A 23,776-nucleotide genomic window follows, 5' to 3' on the forward strand; every position below is an offset into this window, starting at 1 on the left:
GTGCGTCCGGGCGGAGGGTGATTCCGGCGCGGAGGCGCCCGGGCGGCGAGCAGGGGAGAATGGCGCGGTGGACACGGGACTGGTCGAGGTGCTGAAGGCACTGGGCAATCCCACGCGACTGCAGATCATGGAGTGGCTCCGCTCTCCTGAGGCGTCGTTCAGCGAGTTCGAGCCGATCGCCGACCGCGCCGAGTTCGGGGTCTGCGTCACGCATCTCGCCGCGAAGAGCGGTCTCGCGCAGTCGACCATCTCGTCGTATATGGGATCCCTGGAGCGCGCGGGCCTCGTCCGCTCGACGCGCGTGGGGAAGTACACCCACTACCGGAGGAGCGACGCCGACGTCGACGGGCTCCTGAAGCGGCTCGGAGCGTCGATCTAGCGACGTATCGCAAATCGTCGATATGATCGGCGGCATGACCGATGCTTCCGAGACCGCTCCCGCTCGCCGTGCTCTGCTCGTCCACGCCCATCCCGAGGAGCGGTCCTTCTCCTCGGCGCAGGCGGACGCGGTCCTCGAGCAGCTGAGGGCCGACGGCATGGAGGTGCGCCGGCTCGACCTGTACGCCGAGGGCCGGGACCCGGTGCTGCACCGCGACCAGTTCGCGGCCGGCTCCGGCTACTTCAAGCCGCAGGCGCAGCAGATGACCGCGGTCCTCGATAAGACGCTCGGGGAGCCCGTCACGAGCGATCTCGACGAGCTGCTGCAGGCGGATCTCCTGGTGCTCTCGTTCCCCCTGTGGTGGTTCTCGATGCCGGCGATCATGAAGGGCTGGATCGACCGCGTCTTCGTGATGGGCGCGACGTTCGGAGGCGAGCACGGCGTCTTCGCCGAAGGCGGCCTGCGCGGCAGGACCGCGATGCTCCTGCTGACGACGGGAGGTGGCGAATTGGCCTTCGCGCCCGGCGCCGCCGACGGCTACGGCGACCTGCAGTCGTTCCTCTTCCACATCCATCGCGGGATGCTCGAGTTCGTCGGCTACGACGTCCTGCCCCCGGTGGTCACCTACGGTCCCGCCCGCCTCGACGCGGCCGGACGCGAGGACGCCCTGCAACGGGCTCGAGCGCAGGCGTCCGCATCAACGGCCCGGCTGCGCGCCGCGTAGCCTTCGCCGCTGCGCCTCCCGGCCGCCCTCAGTCCCGCGACCGGCTCGCGTGCGCGCGGGCCTTCATCCGGTTGCCGCACGTCGCCATCGAGCACCACTTGGCGGTGCCGGGGCGGCTGCGGTCGAGGAGGAAGAGGTTGCACTCGTCGTTCGCGCAAGCGCGGAGCCGCCCGGGGAAGCGGGCGTTCACGGCGGACCAGGCGAGGACCGACTCCACCGCGAGGCGATCCGGCTCGGGAGCGCTCAGCTCCCACACGACGCCCTCACCGGTGACGCGCGGGGTGCGCACGGCGTGCGCGACCAGGTCCGCGAGCTCCGCGACGGATTCGGGCGCGCCCGAGCGCACGACCGCTTGGAGCGCGTCGCGGGCACGGCGCAGCTGCTCGAGCTCGTCCTCGGTGCCGACTCCGCCCCACCGCCGGGCGAGCTCGCGACCGGCCGCGTCGCCGAGGTCGTCCGTCGGCCGTCCGTCCACCACGGGCGCGCTGTTCAGCACCGCCAGGAGCAGCTCCTCGTCCCGATCCATCGTTCCCCGTCCTCCCGCGCCGTGCGGCCCGTTCGATCCATGCTAGCGTCCGACTAACCAGTAAATCTACTTGAAGGGGTTAGCCATGGTCGTCGTCCATCACCGCACCGTGTCCGTCGACGGACTCGACGTCTTCTGGCGGGAGGCCGGGCCCGCCGACGCGCCCGTCCTCCTGCTGCTGCACGGATACCCGAGCAGCTCGCACATGTTCCGCCACCTCCTCCCCGCCCTCGCCGGCCACTACCGCGTCATCGCCCCCGACCACATCGGCTTCGGACGCTCGTCCGCGCCCTCCATCGAGGACTTCGACTACACGTTCGCCGCCCTGACCGCGGTGACCGGCCGCTTCCTCGAGACCATCGGGGTGACCCGGTACGCGATCTACGTGCAGGACTACGGCGCCCCCGTCGGCTGGCGCCTCGCCCTCGCCGATCCGTCCGCGGTCGTCGCCGTGATCTCGCAGAACGGCAACGCCTACGAGGAGGGCTTCGTGCCGGGCTTCTGGGACCCGATCTGGGCCGACGCCGCCGAGCGGACCGACGAGACGCGCGACGCCCTCCGGCCGGCTCTCGGCCGGGAGGCCGTCGAATGGCAGTACACCCACGGTGTCCCCGACTCCACCACCGTCGATCCGGACGCCTGGGAGCACGACCTCGCGCTCCTCGCCCGCCCCGGCCAGGACGACGTGCAGCTGGCGCTCTTCCGCGACTACGCCACCAACCGCGAGCTCTACCCCGCGGTGCAGGCGTGGATCCGCGAGTCCGGAGTCCCCGTCCTCGCCGTCTGGGGCCGGAACGACGAGATCTTCGCCCCCGCCGGCGCCCAGGCGTTCCTCCGCGACGCGCCTCACGCGCGCATCGAGCTCGTCGACGGCGGGCACTTCCTGCTCGAGTCCCACCTCGACCGCGTCGTCAGCGCGATCACGGACTGGCTGCGCCCGGCGTGATGCACGAGGACGGGCGGGAGGGTCTCGTCGCCCGCCCGACCCTCCTCAGCGGACGGTGGTGGCAGCGGTGTCGGCGTTGCTGCGGATCGACGGATCCGGAGTCCTCGCGGAGAAGGTGGTTGCGAGCGCTGTGCCCGTGCCTGCGCTCACGGCCGTGACGGTGATCTTCTCGGTGGACGTCCGCCCGTTGCCGAGGCTGGAGCGCTGGAAGACCACGACGCTGCCGATACGGGTGTACTTCCCCGTCGCGGAGACGAACCGCACCCCCGGCGGGAGGATCACCTTCGAGTAGACGGACGTCGACGCGGAGGGTCCGGCGTTCCTCGTGATGAGCGTGTACGTGAACGTCCTCCCCTTCACCGCGGTGGTCGGAGCGGAGACGTCGACGCGAAGGTCGGCCTTCGCGGAAGCGGACGCAGGGGACACGGTGAGAGTGCTCTGCGCGGTCGCGGTTCCGGCGGTGCTGGCGGCCTGCACGGTGAAGACGTAGGCGCCGGTCCTGGTCGGAGTGCCGGTGAGGCGCCCCGTCGGATCGAGGGTGAGACCCGGGGGAAGGGCGCCCGACGACACGGTCACGACGGGCGCCGGAGTTCCCGCGACCGCGTAGGTGAAGTCGTAGGCCGAGTCGACGACGCCGGCTGCGACGGTTCCGCTGATCGTCGGCGCGACGGGTGCAGGCGGGGCGGCCTCGACGGTGATCCGCCGGGAGGCGGTGGTGGTCGTTCCGAAGGAGTTGGTCGCGGTGACGGTGAAGTCTGAGGTTCCGGGTTCTGCGGGCGTGCCCGTCACGAACCCCTCGAGAGTCAGGGTCAGTCCGGGCGGGAGCGTCCCGCTGGCGAGGGTGTGGTCCGCGAGGCGCGCATCCCCTCCGAAGGCGAAGGAGAACGGAGTGCCGACCGTCGCCGTGGGAGGCGCGGCAGCCGTGAGGACGGGACGGGTCCCGGTGGCGAGGGTGAAGCCGTAGCCGGCGTCGATCGAGGTGACCCCCTTCAGTCCTGCGGGAACCGTGGACTGGCCGGCACCGTCGTCGCCCCAGGCGGCGACGGTGCCGTCCTCGCGGAGCGCCACGCTGTGCCCGTACCCGGCGGCGACCGCGACGACACCGGTCAGCCCGGCGGGGACGTCGCTCTCTCCGTCCCTGTCGCTCCCCTCGGCGACGACGCTGCCGTCGGCGCGGACGGCGAGGTCGTGGGTCCGTCCCGCCGCGACCGCGACGATGTCGGAGTAGCCCGCGAAGATGTCGTCGGGGCCGTCGTAGCCCCAGCTCACGACGCTGCCGTCTCTCGTGACGGCGAGGGTGTGGAAGGACGCGGCGGAGATCGCCACGACGTCGTCCAGACCGGGAGGCGCCTCCAGCACTCGCCCCTGGTCGTACCCCCAGATCGCCACTGTCCCGTCGTCGCGGAGCGCGACGCTGTGGGTGCCGCTCGAGTCGATCGCGGTGACGCCGCTCAGCCCCGCCGGCGGCTCGGTGTACCGGTCCTCCGGGGGGAAGAGCGGCGCAACGGTGCCGTCCTCGAGAAGCGCCAGATCGGGGGAGACGGCCGCGACGCCGCGGAGGTCGTCCGCCGGGATGGGGCCGCCCTCGAGATTGTCACCCCAGACGGCCACTGTGCCGTCGCTCCTCGCCGCAACGCCGTAGTACTGGCCGGCCGCGATGGAGACGGCGTCGGTCAGATCCTCGGGGGCGCTCGTCCGACCGTCCTCGTCGTATCCCCAGCCCACGACGCGCCCGCCCGCGACGGGAGCGTCGGCCGCGTGAGCCGCGGCCGCGGTGCCGGTGAGCGGCCCGTCGAGGGCGGCGAGGCCGGTCCCGAGGAGGAGGGCGCCGGTGAGGAGCGCGAGCGGGCGGACAGTGCTTCGAAGGCGCATGGGGTCTTCCGGTCGGGTCGGCCGTCGTCGGCCGCCCTGCGACCGTGACAGCTGCGAGCGCCGTGGGCAACGCCCTCTTCCGGCCACGTCCGGAAGAGGGCGCCCAAGCGGACGTCCTTCGTCGGCCCCGCTCGGCTGATCCTGTTCACGACGGAGGAAGGATGAGGCTCCGGCGCCCGTTCCGCGCGGATCGCGGGGTCCTGGAGCAGATCCATCCTTCGTTGTGAACACCGTCTGGACGAGGTCCTGCGTCGGCGATGCTCCGAAGCCCGGCTTCGACCTCGTCAGGACCCGAACCCGGCTCCCGTCGGCTCCTCGGCGTTCCGGATGACGGTGAGCAGGAGGTCGTTCAGCTGCTGGGCGGCGGGGGCGCTCAGGCCGACGTCACTGAGGTCGTTGGTCGCGAGCGCGACCGCGCGCGCCGCGGTGAGGACGCGCTCCCCGTCGGCGGTCGTACGGATGGGTGTGCGTCGGCCCTTCCCGCGGACTCCGACACGCTCGATCAGCCCTCGCCGCTCCATGCCGTCGAGGACCTCGGACATCGTCTGCGGGCGGACGAAGACCGCGCGGGCGATCTCGGCCGAGGTCAGCTGCGCTCCGCCGGTGAGGCAGGAGAGGACGCCGAACTGCACCAGGCTCACGTCGTGCTCCGCGAGCCCGGCGGTGATGCGCGCGCCGATGATCCGCGCGACCTTGACCGCGTTCCAGCCGAGGACGGCCTCGAGTCCCTCGTCGTCGTCCACGCCGACATCCCTCCCGGGTGATTCAAAGAAACAGGAACCTGCTTCACGAGGTAGCCTGCAGGGACCTGCTTCTGCAGTCCCCTCCCTGGAGTGTGCACCACACCCCGGACCACATCGATCCGACAGGACATCCCATGACCGGCACGCAGCTCCCCGACGACCGAGGCCGATGGGGCGCGGAGGACGAGCTCGGCACGCTCACCCTCATCGACGATGCCGCACGGCGACGTGCCGCGGAGGAGGTGAGGACCGGCCGCTGGGTCTCGCTCGCCCTCCCCGTGGCTCCCGCGTCGATGCTGGGCGGCCCCTTCGCGCCCGCCGCTCCGCCGTCGCCCCCGGTGCAGCAGGCGCTCCTCTACACCGGAACCCCTCCGGTGGGCATGTCCGAGGTGCTGATCGTGACTCCGCACCACCCGGCGATGACCCACCTGGACGCGTTCGCGCACCTGCCCGTCGATGACGGAGTCGTCTACCCGGGCCGGCCTCTCGCCGAAGCCGTCACCGCCGGCGGAGTGATGCACGGATCCACCTCCTCGTTCGCCGAGGGCATCGTCACGCGCGGAGTCCTCCTCGACCTCGCGCCGCAGGGGAGGCTGCCGGCGGCGCACGCGATCGTCGCCGCCGACCTCGACGCGGCCGAGCGCCGGGGAGGCGTCCCCCTGCAGTCCGGCGACGCGCTCGTCGTCCGCAGCGGGTGGGGCTTCTCCTGGGACTCGGAGGAGCAGGCCCCCGGCATGACCGTCGACGCCGTGACCTGGATGCACGAGCGGGGCGTAGCGCTCTACGCGGGGGACGTCGGCGACAGCTTCCCCCCTCACGATCCCGAGATGCCGATGCACATGGTCGCGCTCGCACGGCTGGGCATGCCCCTCATCGACAGTGCGGACGTGGAGCAGCTCGCCGTGGTCTGCGCCGAGCTGTCCCGCTGGTCGTTCCTGCTCAGCGTGGCCCCACCGCGCCTGCTCGGGCTCACCGGCGTTCCGGTCAATCCGATCGCCGTCTTCTGAGGTGCGGCGCCGCCGCCCCGCGGATCGCCGCCGAGGACCCGCCGCTCGCCCCTCAGCGGCTGAGGAGGGCCACGAGGTCGGTCGCGATGCGGTGCTCGACGTCGGCTGGGACGGGCTGCACGGCGGCGTCGAGGTCCGCGGTGACGACGGCGGCGAGGCTCCGGGCCTGCAGGGTCAGGCCGAGGTCCATCGCCTGGATCGGGTTGCCGCCGGCCGCGGTGAGATTGATCATCCGGCCGTTCTCGAGGCGGATGATCCGCTTGCCGTTCTTCAGGCGGATGCCCTGCCGGCGCTGGCCGTCGGCGAACTCGGTGGTCGACTCGGTGGCGGCCGCGAGGGCCTCCTCGTCGATCTCCCACGGGAAGTGGCCGACGCCCGCGATCACGGCGCCGTCGGCGAACGCGTCGATCTCCGCGGCGCCGATGACGCCGGGTGCGCCGGTGGCGGTGAAGACGAACTGCGCGTCCGAGAGGACGTCGGCGACGGGTCCGACACGGTGGCCGCGGAGGATCGCCTGCAGCGAGCGGATCGGGTCGACGTCGGCGACGGAGACCCGCGCTCCGAGCTGCGCGAGGGTGTCGGCGACCCCGCGCCCGCACGGGCCGTAGCCGATGACCGCGGCGCGCGTGCCGGGGATCATGAGGTTCGTGGCGTTCATGAAGCCCTGGACGACGCTCTGGCCGACCCCGTACTCGTTCTCGACGATCAGCTTGAGGGGCGAGTCGTTGATGACGACGACCGGTCGCGGGAGGGTCGCGCTGTTCTCCCGCAGGCGGATGCCGCCGGTGGTGGTCTCCTCGGTGCCGCCGAGGTAGTGGTCCGGGACGCCCGAGTTGATGAGCCGGAGAGTCAGGTCGGCGCCGTTGTCGAGGGTGAGATCGGGATCGTGCTCGAGCACCTTCTCGATGTTGCGGAGGTGCTCCGCCTCGCCGTCGCTCTGCTTCGTGTGCACGTGCACGCCGAGGGCGCGGAGGTCGTCGGCGACGTCGTCCTTCGTGGTTCCGGGCGAGCCCGTCAGAGCGATGTCCATCCCGGCCTCGACGAGGAGCGACACGAGCGCGGCGGTCTTGGGCTCGACGTGGAGGCAGATCGCCAGCTTCTTCCCGGAGAGCACCGGAGCGAGCTCCCGGACGGCCTGCGCGGTGAGGGGCATGTGGTCGAGAGCCCAGCGGCTCGCCGGGTGGGAGAGGGAGGAGGTCATGGCGGGTCCTGTCTGGAGTGGGTGCGTGGGCGTCGGGTGGGGGCGTCGTGTCGCCGGCGGCGCGGGAGTCGCGTCAGGGCGCTCGGCCCCCGGCGGGCTGCCGCCGCGCCAGGCGTCGCGCGTGCGTCGAGTGCGCTGCCCGGTACGGAAGGTCCTGAGGAGGCAGATCGCCGGGGACGGCCGCGAGAGGCAGCACTCGCCTGCTCTCTGCGAGATGGCGCCTGAGGTGCATCTCCTCACGCTGGGCCGAGGTCGGCACGGCGCGGATCGTCATCGGTGAGGACACCAGCCCAGTCTGTCGACCCGGACGAGCCCTCGCTCGGATGATCGTGCCCGGCAGCGGCACCCCGGGAGGGGCCGACCTGTCGTGCGGTGACGTCCTGCACGGATCGACAGGCGCGCCGTGTCCGCTCACTCTCCGGAGACTGGACGAGGGGCGTCGAAGGAGGGAGAGGACATGAAGAGGACCGCGCGACGCTGGAACCACGCGAAGGCCCGCACCGCGAGCGCGGCCCGACGGAACGCCACCGCTACCCTGACGCCATGCGCCGCAGTCTCGACGACCCTCTTCGGAACCGCGTCCGCACCGGCTCTCCGTCCGTCGCGTCCGCCTGATGGAGCGGCGACGGACGGACCGCTCGGAGCCGGTTCGCGAGTTCCGGCCCTCGAGGGCTCGGCAGAAGAACGAGTCGCGACGGCTGAGGCCCGTTGCCGTGCTCCCCGCGCTGGTCCTGCTGGCGGGGAGCGTCTGGGGAGTCGCGGTCGCCGACGACCGCGGTGCGGCGCTGGCCGTCTACCTCGGGCTGTTCGGCTTCGCCACCGCGGTGGCTCTGGTGATCGTCGGAGTGCTGGCGCTCCGCAACCGGCGCTTCCTCGCCACCGCGTCCCTCCGGATCTCGGACCGGGCGATCGTGTGCACGGATGCTCGAGGCAGGGTCGTGACCTTCGACCGCGCCGACCCGTCGGTGAAGGCGCTGCTCGCGTGGGTGCCCGCCGGCCCCAACAGCGAGGGGATCAATCTCCCCCCGTCGCTGATCCTGTTCCTGTCGGACGGGAGCCGGTCGCTGCGGCTCCGCGGGGCGGACTGGGAGATCGAGGATCTGCGGGCCGTCGTCGCCGCCGTGACGACGCCGCTCTTGCCGGCGGCGCGTGGCGTGCACACCGGTAGCCGGAGCGTGTGGGCGCGCCTGACCGGAGCCGCTCGTCGGCAGGAGATCGAGGCGCCGCCCGCCGCGGAGAAGACGCTCAGCCCCTCCGAGATCAACGAGCTGATCCCCGGCACGATGAGCTTCCGCGAGACCCGTCCGCTGACGTTCGCCCTCCTGATCGGGTTCGGCTCGGTGGCTCTCGTGCTGGGCGTCGTCGTCGGAGTCGCCTTCGCGGTGGTGCCCGGGTAGCGGCGGAGGTCGGCGGCCGTGCCGTGGACCGCTGGGCGGGAGACGCGCGCGACAGGCCCACGTGCCCGATCGGCGACCTCGCCGGGGTGATATTGCCCGCGCCCTAGGCTCCACGCATGACACTCACCGAGGACTCCGGTTGGATCTGGTTCGGACTCGCGATCGTCACCGCCGGTCTCGCCGAGCAGAAGGGCCGCTCGCGCTGGCGCTGGTTCGTGCTGGGGCTGCTGCTCGGGCCGATCGCGACGGCCCTCGTCGTGCTGTGGGCGCGTCCCGAGGGCGGAGTGGCGACGGATGTGCGCTGGAACTTCGCGATCGGCGCCGGCGTCGCCGCGGCGGCGCTCGTCCTCGTCGCCGTGACCTCGGCCCTCTGGTTGCTTCTCATCCCGGCGGCGATCGCGGCGCTCGCCGCCGGGCTGCTCGCCTGGCTGAGCCGCCGCGTCCCCTATGAGCACCTGCCCCGCTGACGACCGCCGCCTGGTCGAGCCTCGGAACTCGAGATCTCGCGGTCCGCAGCGTCCCGAAAGACATGCCCGGTGACGGGGCCTCTCGCGGGACGTTCGAACGGTTGATCCGCCGAGGACGCCGTGAACCTGAGTCGCCTCCCGTCTAGCGGAGACGGGAGCTCTCACCGTCTAGGTCGATGAGGTCCTGTCCGCCACTCGCCGCCGCCCCACCCAGCCGCACGTCCCCCTCCGGATACGCGTCGTGCGAGAAGCACAGCCGCACGCCCTCCGCCTCCACCCGCTCGAGAACCTCGGACGTCCGCTCGTGCGCCCGCGCATCGTCGCTGATGAACCGCGGCAGTCTCCGCAGGCGCCCGGACCAGCCGAGGAACTCCCGCCCCCACGCCGCGTCCCCGGCGACCAGCACGCGCCCCTCGACGAGCGCCCCGAGGTGACCGCGTGCGTGCCCCGGGAGCGGCACCACGAGCAGCGACCCGTCGCCGAACAGGTCGAATCCGGTCAGCCCCTTGATCGTCGTCGCGGGCTGCTCGTCCGCCACGATCCCGGCCGCGAACCACGGCGGCAGCAGCGCGCGGAAGATCCCCTCGCGCACGCGGTTCCGCCGCACGGAGGCGACCTGGCCCGACGACAGCACGAAGGTCGCGTCCGGGAACCAGCGCACGCCGCCCACGTGGTCCGGGTGCAGGTGCGTGAGCACCACGAACTCCACGTCGGCCGGGGTCAGGCCGAGGGCGAGCAGCCGCTGGTCGACGGTCTGGTCGTCCGGCACGGTCGCGGGCAGGATCCGCTCGTACAGCCGTCCGACGAGGCCCGTTCCGCGGAACGTCGGCGGGTAGCCCGTGTCCACGAGCACCCGCCGGCCGCTCGCGTGCGTGTAGAGGAAGACGTTCGAGGGGAAGACGCGGCGGGGGAGCCCCCTCCCGCGGAACACCCGGGACAGCGGGAAGACGGTGCTCCCGCACGCCATCACCTGCAGCGACGACTCAGCCACGCGTCCCCCTCAGGTGCTCGCCGACCCGGCGGATGCCGTCCGCCAGCGGCACGGTCGGCTCGTAGCCGAGCTCGGCCCGCGCCCGCGAGATGTCGAGGGTTTGCGCGTACGCGAGGGTCGCCACGGTGTAGCGGGTGAACGGCGGCTCGTGCCCGGGCAGCAGCCGGTAGACCCGCTCCAGGATCTCGGCGAGCGCGGTCAGCACGCGCAGGTCCACCCGGATGAAGCGCGGCTCCTCGCCCATCGCGGCGAAGAAGCGCTCGAGGAGGTCGCCGAGCGGAGCGGGCTCGCCGTTGGTGATGTTGTAGACGCCGCCGTCGGCCACGGGAGCGTCGGCCGCCAGCACCAGCGCGTGCGCGGCGTTCTCGACGCAGGTGATGTCGACGGGGTTCCGGCCGCCGTCGAAGAGGGGGATGCCGCGGCGGCGACTGGCGGCGACGAAGCGGGGGAGGAGGCTGGGGTCGCCGACGCCGATCAGGCCGCGGGGGCGCAGGATCACGAGCTCGGGGATCCGGCCGGCGCGGTGTGCCTCCTGCAGCAGCCGCTCGGCCTCGATCTTGCTGCGGATGTAGAGGCTCATCCGGCTGGCGTTGTCGACCTCCTCCTCCCGCACCAGGTACTGGTGGCGGCGGGCGGAGTAGATGCTCGGCGACGAGACGAAGACGAAGCGGCGGATCCCGCAGCGCTCGGCCAGCGCGATCATCGCCTCCGTCCCCGTGACGTTCGCGCGCTCGAACTCGCTCCACGTTCCCCACGGGCTCGACAGAGCGGCGGCGTGCACGAGCACGTCGGCCTCGACGTCCGTCGCGCCCAGCTCGGCGAGGTCGGCGCGGAGGACCGTGGCGCCCTCCTCCTCCAACCGCGCCAGCGCCTCGGGGGCGCGACCGGTGGCGAGCACGTCGTCGCCCGCGGCCAGGAACTCGCGCACCGCGTAGCCGCCGAGGAAGCCCGTCGCCCCAGTGATCAGCACGCGGCGCCGGCGCTCATCGGACATCGACGACCTCCAGCCCGCGCTTGCGGCCCCAGTACCAGAGCAGGATCCCCAGGTACCCGAGCGCCTTGCCCTTCCGGATCGACATCAGCACGACCGCGTCCCTGTCGAGCAGCGCCTCGCTCCGCCCGATCACCTGGCAGACCTTGAGGTGCAGCTCCAGGTCCTCGTCGGTGTCGTCGATGCTCGAGCGCGGGAAGCCGTCGACCTGAAGGTACAGCGCGGCATCGATCGCGAGGTTGCAGCCGGCGGCCATGAACATCCGGTACCGCTGGCCGGGGCGGCGGTAGAAGACGCCCGGCGCGTGCTCCATCAGGCGGATCAGCGCGGTGCCGAGCACGCCGTCGTACCAGCGGTAGACGGCTTCGTCCCGCCGCGGGGACAGGCGGCCGCCGACGAAGCGGGCGCCGCCGCGGAGGTCGGCCTTGAGGCGCGCCACCCAGTCGGCGCTCGGCAGGCAGTCGGCGTCGGTGCGGGCGACGGCCGTCGCGCCCTCGGCGATCGCGTGGCGGAAGCCGGTGTCGGAGGCGGCTCCCGTGCCCTTCTGCGCCTCGTCGATCACGGCGACCTGCCGCTCCGGGTGGCGGCGGCGGAACTCCTCGATCACGGCGCGCGAGCCGTCGGTGCTGCCGTTGTCGACGAGCAGGAGGGTGAAGTCCGGATCGGTCTGGCGGGCGAGCGCGTCGAGGGCGCCACCGAGCAGCTTCTCCTCGTCGAGGAAGGGCACGACCACCCAGAAACCGCGCGCGTCCATCCGTCCCCCGCTCCGGGACCATGGTGTCGGCGGGGGCCCGTGCCGTCAAACCGCGCCGAACAGTGCGCGCGGAGGTGCAGAGGCGCGCTATACAGGGATTCGCTCCGCACGTCCCGGGGCAGGAAGGGGCCCGCGTGCCCGACCTCCTCCCGCTCCGCATCCTCGGCACGGGCGAAGCGCTGCCCGAGCGGATCGTCACGACCGCCGAGGTCGCCGCGCTCTGCGGCCTGCCCGCCGACGAGGCCGAGCGCCGCTCCGGCGTGCGCACCCGCCACTGGGTCACCGACGACGAGGACCCGCTGGAGCTCGGCCTGCTCGCCGCCCGTCGGGCGCTCGCGGCGGCCGGGCTCGACACGGTCGACGTGGTGCTCAACGCCTCGGGGACCCAGCTGCAGGCGATCCCGGACGGAGGCGCGCTGCTCGCCGCGGGCCTCGGCCTGGACGACGTCTCGGCGTACAGCGTCGGCGCCACCTGCCTGTCGTTCCTCTTCGCGCTGCAGGAGGCGGGGTTCCTCCTCGCCACGGGTCGCGCCGACACCGTGCTCATCGTCTCGACCGACTGCGGCAGCCGCGGCATCGACCCGGGCCAGCCCGAGAGCGCCCTGCTCTTCGGCGACGCGGCCGCCGCCGTCGTGATCGGACGCGCCCTGACGCCGGGCCAGGGCCTGGTCACCACGCACTTCCGCACCCGCCCGAGCGGTGTGCGCCACGCGGAGCTGCGCGGCTTCGGCTCGCGGATCCGGATCGAGGAGGCGCCCGACCGGCTCGCCGACTTCCGCTTCGACATGCAGGGCAAGGCGCTGCTCGTCGACGCGCTGCGGCACTTCCCGGCGTTCCTCGAGGAGGTGCGGCCCGGTCTCTCGAGAGGGCTCCCCGGCATCGACCGGGTGGTCCCGCACCAGACCAGCGCCGCCGGGCTCGAGGGCATGGCCCGCCTCTGGGGTCGCGACCGGATGACGATCACGCTCGGCGAGGTCGGCAACACGATCGGCAGCGCGATCCCGCTTGCCCTGCACCGCTCGCGCGTGCAGCCGGGGGAGTCGGTGCTGCTGGTGGGCACGGGCGCGGGCACGCACTACGGCGCGGTGGTCCTGCAGGCGTGAGCGGTGGCAGCGCCTAGCCGAGGAGCGACAGGGCCGAGAGGCCGAGGAACGGCGCCATCACCACGAGGCAGACCGCGGCGGACAGCAGGAACCCGTGGAAGGAGTCCCGCCCGCCGACCAGACGGGCGAGCAGTCCCGTGACCAGCGGTGGGAGCAGGAACAGCAGCAGCCACGGAGCCAGGACGTCCGCGCTCGGCGCCGTCCAGTCGGGCTGGTCGTCGCGGTCGAGCGGAGGGAGCCGCACGAGGAGGAACGCGGCCGTGAGGACGATCGCGGGGAGGACCGACAGGCAGGTGAGCGTGATCGCGGTGAACCTCGCCCCGTCGTCCCGGGAGTACCGGGCACGGTCGGGGTCGGGCGCAGGTCCCCGGTCGGTGTCCTCGTCCCGGCCCGGACTGCTGAATCGGATGCGTCCCATCAGGCGATCATGCCGTTCCGGAGCGGGGTCGCGTTGCGGCCGACGAGACCTCCGTCATCCCTGCCGGTCGACCAGCGCCCGCAGCGAGTCGCGGACGAACTGGGCGCCGGCGACTCCGCCGTAGTGCGCCGAGAACCGCTCGTCGTCGACGTACATCTCGCCGAGCCCGAGCAGGTACTCGTCGCTCGGGCCGCCGGTCGCGTCGCGGGGCGTGCCCGGCACCTCGGCGAGCCAGGCGCGGTGCCGCTCGGCCAGCGCGAGCGCCTCCTCACCGGTCGGATCCGCCCCGCTCGCCGCCGCGGCGGTCCAGGCGTCGGCGAGGTCCGCCTGCCGCCGCTGCCACTGCTCGCGGTCCTCCGCGCTCATCGAGCGCCACCAGCGGTCGCCGTCGGCGTACGCCGGGGCGCCCCAGCATCGCTCCACCTCCTCGCGGTGCTCCGCGTGGTCGAACCCGTCGAACATGTCCTCGGCCATCGGCCCGTTCCCTTCTCTCATCGTGGTGATCGTCCCGGCGACCGCCCGGATGCGGCGGTCGAGCCGTCGGCGCTCCTCCTGGAGCACGTCGAGGTGCCGCTCGAGAGCGGCCACAGGCTCCGCGTCGCGCCGCAGGATCCGCCCGATCTCGGGCAGCCCGAGACCGAGGTCGCGCAGCAGCAGGATCCGCTGCAGCGTCACGAGCGCGGCGGCGTCGTAGTAGCGGTAGCCGTTCGCGCCCACCCGGCTCGCCGGGAGCAGTCCCTCGGCCCCGTAGTGCCGCAGCGTCCGGCTGGTCGTGCCGGCCAGCCGCGCCACCTCGTGCACGGACCACTCCTGCTCCACAGTGCCCTCTGTCTCCGCGTCGCCGGTGACTCCGGCGGCGATGGAAGCGACGGTACGGGTTGACGCAGCGTCAACGTCAAGCGGCGGGAACGGATCCGCTAGCGGGCGCCGATCCTGCGGGTTCCCACCCGGAGGACGAGCTCGGTCACCGGCACCGCGGCGATCGAGCAGCAGGCGGCGGGCACCACGGTCAGCAGCGCGACGACGGCGTCCGTCCCGTCGCCCGCGTCGGTCCACGCCGCGATCGAGACCACGATCCAGGCGATCGCGAGGATGCAGACGGTGGAGGCCGACCAGAGGACCGGCCAGGGCGCGCGACCCCGTCCCGCGGAGTAGGGGAGCCCGCCGACGGCCGCCGTCACGGCGGTCGCCAGAAGCGCTCGGGCCAGCGGGAGGAGCAGATCGCCAACGTCCCGGCCGGTGTCGAGGGAGGACAGGGCGAACAGGACCGAGGTCGTCGCGAGCGAGAGGACGCCGGCGACGGCGACGAGCGTCAGCAGGGTCCGGATCAGGAGCCTCACCGGTCGCGTCCGGCGAGGAACGCGCCGCGCTCCTCCAGCAGCCGCCGCAGGTGCCGGTCGAGCACCAGCCGCTCCGCGATCCGCCCGAGGACGCCGAGCGGCGCGGAGTACTCGAGCCGGTCGATCATCACGGAGCCGGAGCCGTGGGGCTCGAATCGGTGCTCGTGCCGGAAGGTCGCGAAGGGCCCGCGGGTCTGCTCGTCGACGAAGGAGTGCGGGGCGTCGAGCGCGGTGACGGTGCTGGTCAGCCGGAGCGGGACGCCGAAGTGCCGGGCGCTCCAGGTCACGTGCTCGCCCAGGCCGATCAGCCCGGTGGTCGTCCCGGACACCGCGCGCTCGCGAGCGCCGGCCTGCGAGGCGGTGTGCAGGTCGATGTCGCGCGCCCGGTCGAACATCTCGGCGGCCGGGCGGGCGGAGCGGGTCACGACCTGGAGGAGCACGGTGTCGATCCTGCCCGCCGCGCCTGCAGCCGGCCGCGGACGCGCCGGTCCGCCCGCCTCACCAGCTCGTCACCACGGTCCGCGTGATCACCCACCCCTCGTCGCGGCGGACGAGGCGGCTCGTCAGCTGGAGCCGCCAGGTCGCGTGCAGGCGGCCGATGGTCGCCTCGGTGATGGTGCGGGAGGTGAGCACCGGGTGCGCGGCGCCGCCCGAGAGGGCGCTCTCGACGTGGTCGATCTCGTGGTACTCCTTGCGCGCCTCGTCGATGTCGTCGAGCCACTCCTCCCGCGACTGCACGAGGCCGGTCGGGTGCTCGATCACGAAGCGCTCGTCGAGCAGCGCCTCGAGCGCGGGCAGGTCCACCAGCTCCAGCGCGTCGAAGAGGGCGGCGTGCACCGCGGTCGGGCCGTCGTCCTCCAGCTCGTCGACCGTGCCGGCGGTCCCGTCGCCGCTCATGCCGGCGGTCCCGTCGTCGCGCGGCGGACGAGCTGCGTCGGCAGCTGCACGTGCAGCGAGCGCGGCTCGCGCCCGGCCATCAGGGCGATCAGCATCTCGGCGGCGGTCGCTCCGAGCGTCTGCATCGGCTGGCGGACGGTGGTCAGCGGCGGATCGAAGCGCGCGGCCTCGGGCACGTCGTCGAAGCCGATCACCGACAGGTCGTGGGGCACGGCGAGGCCCAGGTGCGCGGCGGTCTCGATGATCGCGAGCGCCGAGACGTCGTTGGCGGCGAAGACCGCGGTCGGGCGGTCGGCCAGCGACAGGAGCGAGGAGGCGGGCCGCCGGGCGGTGTCGCGGTGGTAGTTGCCCACCCGCAGCAGGCGCTCGTCGAAGGCGATGCCGGCCTCCGCCAGCGCCGCCCGGTAGCCGGCCTCCCGCAGCCGCGCCGAGCGCAGGTCGCCGCGGCCCGCGACGAAGCCGATGCGGCGGTGCCCGAGGGCGACGAGGTGGCGGGTGGCGAGCAGGGCGCCGCCGAAGTTGTCGGACTCGACGGTCGGCAGGTCGGCGCGGCCGGTGTGCGGGTCCACGGCGACGAGCGGGATGTCGGAGGGGGCGCTCACCACGCTCGGTGTCACCATGATCGCCCCGTCGATGAGGGTGCCGCTGAGCCGGCTGAGCGAGCGCCGCTCCCAGCCCTCCTGCTCGCCCTCGTGGGAGCCGGAGTAGGCGAGCAGGTCGAACCGCGACTCCGCCAGCACCGACCCCACGCCCTTCAGGATCTCGGCGCTGAACGGCTCGAACCCCGCGACGAGCACGCCGATCACGCCCGTGCGCCGGGAGCGCATGCTGCTCGCGACGAGGCTCGACTCGTAGCCGAGCTCGCGCACGACCTCGAGCACGCGGGTGGCGGTGGAGGGGGCGATGCCGTAGCGGCCGTTCACGGCTTTGGACACCGTCGCCACCGAGACGCCGGCGGCAGCGGCGACGTCGTGGATGGTCGGTCGGGTGGTCATGTGGCCGACTGTAACCCGTGCTTCGAAAACCATTTCGAAAACGTTTGACCACTTTCGCAAGCACTGCGGACACTGACTCCACCCGCGAAGGCGGGAACCCCCACGGCGCCGGTGCACCAGGCGGCGCCCTCGATGAAGAGAACGGTTGGACGATGAAGTTCAGGAAGATCGCAGTGGCGACAGCAGCCCTGCTCGGCACGGTCGCGGCCCTCACCGGCTGCTCGGGCCAGGACTCGGGATCGAGCGACGGCACCGTCGCGATGACCCTCTGGCAGAACTCGACCACGGGCCCCGGCCAGGAGTTCTGGGACAAGACGATCGCGGACTTCGAGGCCGCGAACCCCGGAGTGACCATCGAGTCGCAGGCCATCCAGAACGAGGACCTCGACGGCAAGCTCCAGACGGCGCTCAACTCGGGCGACGCCCCCGACGTCTTCCTCCAGCGCGGAGGCGGCAAGCTCGCCGCCATGGTCGCGGGCGGACAGCTGAAGGACCTCACCGACGGCATCTCGGACCAGGCGCGCAGCGAGATCCCCGAGGGCTCGTTCTCGGCGAACACCCTCGACGACAAGGTCTGGGCGATGCCGGTCGCCGTCCTCCCGGGCGGCCTGTTCTACAGCCAGGACCTCTTCACGGCGGCGGGCGTCACCGAGACGCCGAAGACCATCGACGAGCTCGACTCGGCGATCACGAAGATCAAGGGCAGCGGAGCCCAGGCCGTCGCGCTCGGCGCGAAGGACGCCTGGCCCGCCGCGCACTGGTACTACTTCTTCGCGCTCCGCGAGTGCAGCGCCGACACCATGGCCGAGGCGGCCGACACCAAGGACTTCTCGGACGACTGCTGGGTCCGCGCGGGCGAGGACCTGCAGGACTTCTCGGCCACCGAGCCGTTCAACGAGGGCTTCCTCACCACCGCCGCCCAGCAGGGCGCGGGCAGCTCGGCCGGACTCCTCGCCAACCACCAGGCGTCGATGGAGCTCATGGGCGCGTGGAACCCCGGCGTGATCGCCTCCCTCACCCCCGACGAGAAGCCGCTGCCCGACCTGGGCTGGTTCCCGTTCCCCGAGATCGACGGCGGCGACGGCGAGGCCGGCGCGATCATGGGCGGTGTCGACGGCTACTCCTGCTCCGCGGGCGCTCCCGACGAGTGCGTCGACTTCCTCAACTACCTGGCCACCTCCGACGTGCAGAAGGAGTACTACGCGGCCTTCAACGCGCCCCCGGTGAACACCGTGGCGCAGGAGGCGGTCACCGAGCCGTACCTGCAGCAGATCCTCGAGGCCTACAACTCGGCCCCGTACGTCTCGCAGTGGCTCGACACCGTCTACGGCCTCAACGTCGGCAACGCGCTGAACGTCGGAGTCGTCGACCTGCTGGCCGGCAAGAGCGACCCCGAGCAGCTGGTCGAGGCCGTCAACGCCGCCGCGGCGAAGGCCTAGCCACCATGGCACTCCGCGAGAGCCCGCTCCTCGGAGTGGATGAGCCCCGCGGGACCGCGCGCACCGGAGGCGTCACCTCGACGCCTCCGGTGCGCCGGCGCCGCCGCAGCGTGGGCTGGGCGGGGCGCTTCGAGATCGCGCTCCTGGTCGGCCCGGCGCTGATCGTCTTCCTCGCCTTCGTGATCTTCCCGGTCGTGATGGCGGCCTACTACGGCTTCTTCAGCTGGCAGGGCTACGGAGTGCCGACGGACTTCGTCGGCTTCCGCAACTACCTGACGATCCTGCAGGACCCCACCTTCCACGACGCCCTCGCGCACAACGGCATCATCGTGGTGCTCTCGCTCGTGCTCCAGGGGCCGGTCGCGATCCTCCTGGCGCTGCTGCTGAACCGCAAGCTGCGCGGGCAGTCGATCATCCGCGTCCTGATCTTCGTGCCGTACGTGATCTCGGAGGTCGTCGTCGGCACCGGCTGGAGCCTGATGCTCCAGACCAGCGGCGCGGTCAACGGCCTGCTCGAGAAGGTCGGCCTCGGCGCGCTGAAGCAGGACTGGCTCTCGGATCCGGCGATCGCGATCTGGACGCTGATGCTGATCATCACGTGGAAGTACATCGGCTTCGCCGTGATCCTCTTCCTCGCGGGTCTGCAGGGCATCCCCGAGGAGCTGTCCGAGGCCGCGGCCATCGACGGCGCCTCCTACTGGCAGGTGCAGCGGCGGATCACCCTGCCCCTGCTCGCGCCGACCCTGCGGATCTGGGCGTTCCTGTCGATCATCGGCGCACTGCAGCTGTTCGACCTCGTCTACATCATCTGGGGCCAGTACGTGTCCTCGACCGCGGGCACCTCGACCATGGCGATCTACTTGGTCACCAACGGCCGCAACGCCGGCAACTACGGGTACGGGAACGCCGTCGCGGTGGTCCTGTTCCTGATCTCGCTCGTGGTGGCGCTGCTCTACCAGCGCTTCGTGCTCCGGCGCGACACGGCGGGCGCACTGACGGGAGACAAGCGATGACCGGCACGACGATGACGGCCCCGCCGATCACTCCGGAGACCCCTCGGCCTCTCGCGGTGAAGCGGCGCCGGCAGCCCCTGGGCCGCGGCACCACGATCGCCTACGTCGTGGCGATCGTCGTGATCGCGCTGATGCTCGCCCCGGTGGCGTACATCATCCTCGGCGGCTTCCGCACGAACGCGCAGATCACCACCGACCCGGCGGGCCTGCCCTCGCCGTGGAACGTGCAGAACTACCTCGACGTGATCACCGGCGGCGTCTTCTGGCAGGAGGTCGGCAACTCCACCATCGCCGGCCTCGCGACGACGCTCGGCGTGGTCGTGCTCGGCCTGATGGCGAGCTACGTCCTGGCCCGCTACGACTTCACCGGCCGGGGCGTGTTCTACGCGCTCTTCGCCGCCGGCCTGATGTTCCCGATGACCGTGGCGATCACTCCTCTCTACCTGGTGATCAAGAGCCTCGGCCTGATGAACTCGCTCGCCGGAGTGGTGCTGCCGCAGATCGCGTTCGGCCTGCCGACCACGATCATCATCCTGGTGCCGTTCCTCCGCGCGATCCCGGACGAGATCCAGGAGGCGGCCTTCATCGACGGCTGCAGCCGGATCGGCTTCTTCTTCCGGATGGTCGTGCGCCTGGCGATGCCCGGCGTGATCACCACGGGGATCCTCGCGTTCATCGCGAGCTGGAACAGCTACCTGCTGCCCCTGTTCATCCTCAACAACGAGTCCACCTTCACGCTCCCGCTCGGAGTGCAGGCGTTCTCGTCGCAGTACTCGGTCGACACGGCGAAGGTGCTCGCCTTCGTGTCGCTGTCGATGATCCCGGCGCTGATCTTCTTCAGCGTCTTCGAGCGCCGCATCGTCGGCGGGCTGACGGGGGCGGTGAAGGGATGAGCGGATCGATCCGCCCGTCCGCCGCGTCCCCCGTTCCGTCCGCACCCGTCGCCCCACCCGCAGAGAGGGTCGCACCGTGACCGCACCGCACGCACCAGAGGACCCCCAGGCTCCGTCCGCCCGCACCACCGAGCTGCTGGGCCGGATGACGCTGGAGGAGAAGCTCTCCCAGCTGGTCGGCTACTGGGTCGACCAGGGCGGCGAGGTCGTCGCCCCGCTCGCCGGCGAGATGGCCACCTCGACCGGGTACGCCGAGGCGACCCGCGAGGGGATCGGCCAGCTGACCCGCGTCTACGGCACGCGCCCCGTCGATCCACTCGAGCGCGCCCGCTGGCTGTGGGCGGAGCAGCGCCGGCTCGTCGAGGAGACGCGGCTGGGCATCCCGGCGATCGTCCACGAGGAGTGCCTGACCGGGCTCGCCGCCTGGCAGGCCGCGACGTTCCCGACTCCGCTCGCCTGGGGCGCCTCCTTCGACCCGGAGCTCGTGGCCGAGCTCGGCGCCGTGATCGGCGGCTCGATGCGCGAGCTCGGGATCCACCAGGGTCTGGCGCCCGTGCTCGACGTGATCCGCGACCCCCGCTGGGGCCGGGTCGACGAGTGCATCGCCGAGGACCCGTACGTCGTCGGCACGATCGGCACCGCGTACGTGCAGGGGCTGCAGTCCACCGGCGTCGACGCGACGCTGAAGCACTTCATCGGCTACTCCGCCTCCCGCGGCGGCCGCAACCACGCGCCGGTGCACGCCGGACCGCGCGAGATCGCGGACGTGCTGCTGCCGCCGTTCGAGATGGCGATCCGCGACGGGGGCGCCCGCTCGGTGATGAACTCCTACGCCGAGATCGACGGGGACCCGGTCGGAGCGACGCCCGCCTACCTCACGGGCGTGCTGCGCGAGCGTTGGGGCTTCGACGGCGTGGTCGTCGCCGACTACTTCTCGGTCGCGTTCCTCCACCTCATGCACGCGGTCGCCGCCGATCTGGGCGAGGCGGCCGAGCTGGCGCTCGCCGCGGGGATCGACGTGGAGCTGCCCACGGGCGACGCGTTCCTCGCTCCGCTGGCCGCGCGCATCCGAGCCGGGGAGGCCGACGAGGCGCTCGTCGACCGGGCCGTGCTGCGGGTGCTCGCGCAGAAGGAGCGGCTCGGACTGCTCGACGCGCGCTTCGACGACGCCCCCGAGTCGATCGACCTCGACTCGCCGGCCCACCGCGACATCGCCCGCCGCCTGGCCGAGGAGTCGGTGGTGCTGCTCGCGAACGACGGCGTCCTGCCGCTCGCTGCGCCGCGCCGCCTCGCGCTGATCGGCCCCAACGCCGACAGCGCGCCCGCGCTCATGGGCTGCTACTCCTTCGCCAACCACGTGCTGGCGCACCACCCGGGCATGCCGCTGGGCTTCGAGATCCCGACGGTCGCGGACGCGCTGGCCGACGAGTTCGGCTCGGCCGAGCTGCTGCTCGCCGAGGGCTGCTCGGTCGAGGGGGACGACGACTCCGGGATCGCCGAGGCGGTCCGGGCGGCCGCCGACTCCGATGTGGCGATCGTGGTCGTCGGCGACCGGGCGGGCCTGTTCGGCCGCGGCACGGTCGGCGAGGGCAACGACGTCGAGAGCCTCGAGCTCCCGGGCCGCCAGCGCGAGCTGGTCGAGGCCGTCGTGGCGACGGGGACCCCGGTCGTGCTCGTGCTGCTGACCGGCCGCCCCTACGCCGTGGGCTGGGCGCTCGACGGGCCGTCGGCTCCCGCCGCCGTGCTGCAGGCGTTCTTCCCGGGGGAGGAGGGCGCCGGCGCGATCGCGGGCGTCGTCTCGGGACGGGTCGACCCCTCCGGCCACCTGCCGGTCTCGCTGCCGCGCTCGGCCGGGGCGCAGCCGTTCTCGTACCTGCACCCGATCCTCGGCGGGCCGTCGGACGTGACCTCCGCCGACAGCACGCCGGTGCGGCCGTTCGGCCACGGGCTCTCGTACACGCACTTCGCCCGGACGGAGCTGGCGGCCGAGGAGTCCGCCCCGACGGACGGCTCCTTCACGGCGACCGTGCGCGTCCGCAACACGGGTGAGCGGGCGGGCACCGACCTGGTGCAGCTGTACGCCCGCGACGTGTTCGCGAGCGTGACCCGGCCGGTGGCGCAGCTGCTCGGCTACGCGCGGGTCGCGCTCGAGCCCGGCGAGGAGGCGGAGGTCCGCTTCGAGGTCCCGGCCGCGCGCCTGGCCTTCACCGGACGCGAGGGCGTGCGGATCGTCGAGCCCGGCCGCGTCGAGCTGTGGGTGGGCCCGGACTGCGCGACGCGCGAGACGGAGACGGCGCTCGAGCTGGTCGGCCCGGCCGCCGCTGTCGACGCCTCCTCGCAGCGCCTCGTCGGCACGCGGGTCCAGCGGGCGGGAGCGGGCGTCCCGGCCTGACCCGTGCACAACGCTGGAAGGATCGCTCCGGCGGGCCGTGGATCCGCGGATCCCGGTGCCCGCGGGGCGATCCTTCCTGCGGTCTGAGCACGGCGCGGCTCCGGCACCGCTCTGGCGCGGCTCGGACGGGCGCGGCAGGCTGGGGGGATGAGCGACGACGCGAAGCAGACCCTCCTCCGCTACCTGCAGGAGGGGCGCGACGCCCTGCTGCAGAAGCTCGACGGGCTCGACGAGTACGACGTGCGGCGGCCGCTGGTCGCGACGGGCACGAACCTGCTCGGCCTGGTGAAGCACGTGGCGGGCACCGAGGCGGGCTACCTCGGCGCCGTGTTCGGGCGGCCGTTCCCGGAGCCGATGCCGTGGATGGAGGACGAGTCGGAGCCGAACTCGGACATGTGGGCGACGGCCGACGAGTCCCTGGCCGACGTCGTCGCGCTGTACCGCCGCGTGTGGGCCCACTCCGACGCGACGGTCGCGGCCCTCCCGCTCGACGCTCCCGGGCAGGTCCCCTGGTGGACGAACCGCGACGTGACGCTGCACCGGATCCTCGTCCACATCACCGCGGAGACGCACCGGCACGCCGGCCACGCCGACATCGTCCGCGAGCTGATCGACGGGCGGGTCGGACTCCGGACGCCCGGCGACAACCTCCCGCCGGTGCCGGAGGAGTGGTGGCCGGAGTACCGGGAGCGCCTCGAGTCGCTGGCGCGCGCCGTGCGCGACCGGGGCTGACGTGCCGGCGTCCGTCGGCACCGCGGTCACGCCGGCACGCGCGGCGCGGCTGCTCGACGAGCTCGATCCCGCGACGGAGGCGGCGCTCGACGCGGCTCTCGGAGGTCGCGGTCGCGGCCGGGCCGCCCTGCAGCGGCGCCGCGACGGGGCGTCGCCGGAGGAGCGGAGGCAGCGGGCCGCGCTCGAGCGCCGGGCGTTCAGTGCGGAGGCGGACCCCGCGGCGCTCGCGGAGCTGGCACTGCTGCGCGCGCAGCTCCGCGAGCGGGAGGAGGCGCTCGACGCCGCGGTCGCGGGACTGGCCGCGTCCGTCGGGCCCGCAGCGGCCCAGGGCCGGATCGGCCGCGGGACGGCGAGCGGCCGGGGCGGGACGCGCCGTGACCGGACCGGCTGGGACGAGACCGGCCGGGACGAGGTCGGCCGTGACGAGACCGGCCGGGACGCGGCGCCCGGCTGGGGCGAGCGCAGTGAGACCACCGGAGGCGACGACTCCGACTCCCGCACCTCCGCCACGCCCCGACCGCGCCGCCGCCTCGGGGTGATCGCCGCCCTCGTCGCC

Annotated in this window: 26 protein-coding genes; 13 read left to right on the forward strand and 13 right to left on the reverse strand. The window is 72.9% G+C overall.

What is annotated here, in order from left to right:
* Positions 1-67: 67 nt before the first annotated feature.
* The gene (locus C5C36_RS03055; RefSeq protein WP_244230566.1) at positions 68-379 is read left to right on the forward strand and encodes a helix-turn-helix transcriptional regulator; all 312 of its coding nucleotides are present in this window, start codon (positions 68-70) and stop codon (positions 377-379) included.
* A gap of 34 nt (positions 380-413) precedes the next feature.
* Complete coding sequence (locus C5C36_RS03060) at positions 414-1,103, forward strand: NAD(P)H-dependent oxidoreductase (RefSeq protein WP_104309248.1); 690 nt, start codon at positions 414-416, stop codon at positions 1,101-1,103.
* Positions 1,104-1,131: 28 nt separating this feature from the next.
* On the opposite strand, the gene C5C36_RS03065 is transcribed toward C5C36_RS03060, so the two are convergent.
* Entirely contained in the window at positions 1,132-1,629 is a 498-nt protein-coding gene (locus C5C36_RS03065) for a CGNR zinc finger domain-containing protein (protein ID WP_104309228.1), read from the reverse strand.
* Between the two features lie 85 nt (positions 1,630-1,714).
* Here C5C36_RS03065 and C5C36_RS03070 point away from each other — a divergent pair, with 85 nt between their 5' ends.
* Positions 1,715-2,575, forward strand: coding sequence for an alpha/beta fold hydrolase (locus tag C5C36_RS03070; RefSeq protein WP_104288594.1), 861 nt, complete (start codon positions 1,715-1,717; stop codon positions 2,573-2,575).
* Between the two features lie 45 nt (positions 2,576-2,620).
* Here C5C36_RS03070 and C5C36_RS03075 read toward each other — a convergent pair whose 3' ends face one another.
* Positions 2,621-4,447, reverse strand: a complete 1,827-nt coding sequence (locus C5C36_RS03075; protein WP_104309229.1) for a putative Ig domain-containing protein — start codon at positions 4,445-4,447, stop codon at positions 2,621-2,623.
* 284 nt (positions 4,448-4,731) lie between these two features.
* Entirely contained in the window at positions 4,732-5,190 is a 459-nt protein-coding gene (locus C5C36_RS03080) for a MarR family winged helix-turn-helix transcriptional regulator (protein ID WP_104282929.1), read from the reverse strand.
* 134 nt (positions 5,191-5,324) lie between these two features.
* Here C5C36_RS03080 and C5C36_RS03085 point away from each other — a divergent pair, with 134 nt between their 5' ends.
* Positions 5,325-6,197 carry a cyclase family protein gene (locus C5C36_RS03085; RefSeq protein ID WP_104309230.1) on the forward strand — a complete coding sequence of 291 codons (873 nt, stop codon included), beginning with the start codon at positions 5,325-5,327 and terminating at the stop codon, positions 6,195-6,197.
* Positions 6,198-6,249: 52 nt separating this feature from the next.
* On the opposite strand, the gene C5C36_RS03090 is transcribed toward C5C36_RS03085, so the two are convergent.
* Positions 6,250-7,398 carry an adenosylhomocysteinase gene (locus C5C36_RS03090; protein ID WP_104309231.1) on the reverse strand — a complete coding sequence of 383 codons (1,149 nt, stop codon included), beginning with the start codon at positions 7,396-7,398 and terminating at the stop codon, positions 6,250-6,252.
* 713 nt (positions 7,399-8,111) lie between these two features.
* Between C5C36_RS03090 and C5C36_RS03095 the strand changes: the two genes are divergently transcribed.
* Both C5C36_RS03095 and C5C36_RS03100 read left to right on the forward strand, forming a co-directional pair.
* A complete protein-coding gene (locus C5C36_RS03095) occupies positions 8,112-8,795 on the forward strand; it encodes a hypothetical protein (protein ID WP_104309232.1) in 684 nt (227 codons plus the stop codon).
* 116 nt (positions 8,796-8,911) lie between these two features.
* Complete coding sequence (locus C5C36_RS03100; RefSeq protein ID WP_104282933.1) at positions 8,912-9,262, forward strand: hypothetical protein; 351 nt, start codon at positions 8,912-8,914, stop codon at positions 9,260-9,262.
* Between the two features lie 142 nt (positions 9,263-9,404).
* Here C5C36_RS03100 and C5C36_RS03105 read toward each other — a convergent pair whose 3' ends face one another.
* From C5C36_RS03105 to C5C36_RS03115, 3 genes are read right to left on the reverse strand one after another with little or no spacing between them, the layout of a single operon-like run.
* A complete protein-coding gene (locus C5C36_RS03105) occupies positions 9,405-10,253 on the reverse strand; it encodes an MBL fold metallo-hydrolase (protein ID WP_104309233.1) in 849 nt (282 codons plus the stop codon).
* Positions 10,246-11,247 (reverse strand): NAD(P)-dependent oxidoreductase, encoded by a 1,002-nt coding sequence (locus C5C36_RS03110; protein ID WP_104309234.1) that lies wholly within the window; start codon positions 11,245-11,247, stop codon positions 10,246-10,248. Before C5C36_RS03110 ends, C5C36_RS03105 begins: the two co-directional genes overlap by 8 nt.
* Entirely contained in the window at positions 11,237-11,998 is a 762-nt protein-coding gene (locus tag C5C36_RS03115) for a glycosyltransferase (protein WP_104309235.1), read from the reverse strand. The genes C5C36_RS03110 and C5C36_RS03115 overlap by 11 nt, the downstream gene beginning before the upstream one ends.
* Before the next feature lie 134 nt (positions 11,999-12,132).
* On the opposite strand from C5C36_RS03115, the gene C5C36_RS03120 reads away from it, so the two are divergent.
* Positions 12,133-13,101: a 3-oxoacyl-ACP synthase III family protein gene (locus C5C36_RS03120; RefSeq protein ID WP_104349595.1), complete on the forward strand. Its 969-nt coding sequence runs from the start codon at positions 12,133-12,135 to the stop codon at positions 13,099-13,101.
* A 13-nt stretch (positions 13,102-13,114) separates the two neighbouring features.
* On the opposite strand, the gene C5C36_RS03125 is transcribed toward C5C36_RS03120, so the two are convergent.
* The 6 genes from C5C36_RS03125 to C5C36_RS03150 form a co-directional block, all read right to left on the reverse strand.
* On the reverse strand, positions 13,115-13,519 hold the full coding sequence (locus C5C36_RS03125; protein WP_104309237.1) for a hypothetical protein: 405 nt from the start codon (positions 13,517-13,519) through the stop codon (positions 13,115-13,117).
* Positions 13,520-13,573: 54 nt separating this feature from the next.
* Positions 13,574-14,320: a TipAS antibiotic-recognition domain-containing protein gene (locus C5C36_RS03130; protein ID WP_258072175.1), complete on the reverse strand. Its 747-nt coding sequence runs from the start codon at positions 14,318-14,320 to the stop codon at positions 13,574-13,576.
* A gap of 116 nt (positions 14,321-14,436) precedes the next feature.
* On the reverse strand, positions 14,437-14,859 hold the full coding sequence (locus tag C5C36_RS03135; RefSeq protein WP_104309239.1) for a hypothetical protein: 423 nt from the start codon (positions 14,857-14,859) through the stop codon (positions 14,437-14,439).
* The gene (locus C5C36_RS03140) at positions 14,856-15,299 is read right to left on the reverse strand and encodes an SRPBCC family protein (RefSeq protein ID WP_258066365.1); all 444 of its coding nucleotides are present in this window, start codon (positions 15,297-15,299) and stop codon (positions 14,856-14,858) included. The genes C5C36_RS03135 and C5C36_RS03140 overlap by 4 nt, the downstream gene beginning before the upstream one ends.
* A 58-nt stretch (positions 15,300-15,357) precedes the next feature.
* On the reverse strand, positions 15,358-15,756 hold the full coding sequence (locus tag C5C36_RS03145) for a nuclear transport factor 2 family protein (protein ID WP_104309240.1): 399 nt from the start codon (positions 15,754-15,756) through the stop codon (positions 15,358-15,360).
* Positions 15,753-16,751, reverse strand: coding sequence for a LacI family DNA-binding transcriptional regulator (locus C5C36_RS03150; RefSeq protein ID WP_104263367.1), 999 nt, complete (start codon positions 16,749-16,751; stop codon positions 15,753-15,755). Before C5C36_RS03150 ends, C5C36_RS03145 begins: the two co-directional genes overlap by 4 nt.
* 152 nt (positions 16,752-16,903) lie before the next feature.
* Here C5C36_RS03150 and C5C36_RS03155 point away from each other — a divergent pair, with 152 nt between their 5' ends.
* From C5C36_RS03155 to C5C36_RS03180, 6 genes are all read left to right on the forward strand, one after another.
* A complete protein-coding gene (locus C5C36_RS03155) occupies positions 16,904-18,190 on the forward strand; it encodes an ABC transporter substrate-binding protein (protein WP_104226346.1) in 1,287 nt (428 codons plus the stop codon).
* A 5-nt stretch (positions 18,191-18,195) separates the two neighbouring features.
* Complete coding sequence (locus C5C36_RS03160) at positions 18,196-19,203, forward strand: carbohydrate ABC transporter permease (protein WP_104226347.1); 1,008 nt, start codon at positions 18,196-18,198, stop codon at positions 19,201-19,203.
* Positions 19,200-20,096, forward strand: a complete 897-nt coding sequence (locus C5C36_RS03165; RefSeq protein ID WP_104224899.1) for a carbohydrate ABC transporter permease — start codon at positions 19,200-19,202, stop codon at positions 20,094-20,096. The genes C5C36_RS03160 and C5C36_RS03165 overlap by 4 nt, the downstream gene beginning before the upstream one ends.
* A 145-nt stretch (positions 20,097-20,241) precedes the next feature.
* Entirely contained in the window at positions 20,242-22,488 is a 2,247-nt protein-coding gene (locus C5C36_RS03170) for a glycoside hydrolase family 3 N-terminal domain-containing protein (protein WP_104309241.1), read from the forward strand.
* A gap of 147 nt (positions 22,489-22,635) precedes the next feature.
* A complete protein-coding gene (locus C5C36_RS03175; protein ID WP_104267648.1) occupies positions 22,636-23,220 on the forward strand; it encodes a DinB family protein in 585 nt (194 codons plus the stop codon).
* 1 nt (position 23,221) lies between these two features.
* The coding region (locus C5C36_RS03180) for a hypothetical protein (protein WP_219814876.1) at positions 23,222-23,776 on the forward strand (555 nt) is incomplete at its 3' end.

This window comes from Rathayibacter sp. AY1G1, from assembly GCF_002932095.1.
Taxonomy (GTDB): Bacteria; Actinomycetota; Actinomycetes; order Actinomycetales; family Microbacteriaceae; genus Rathayibacter.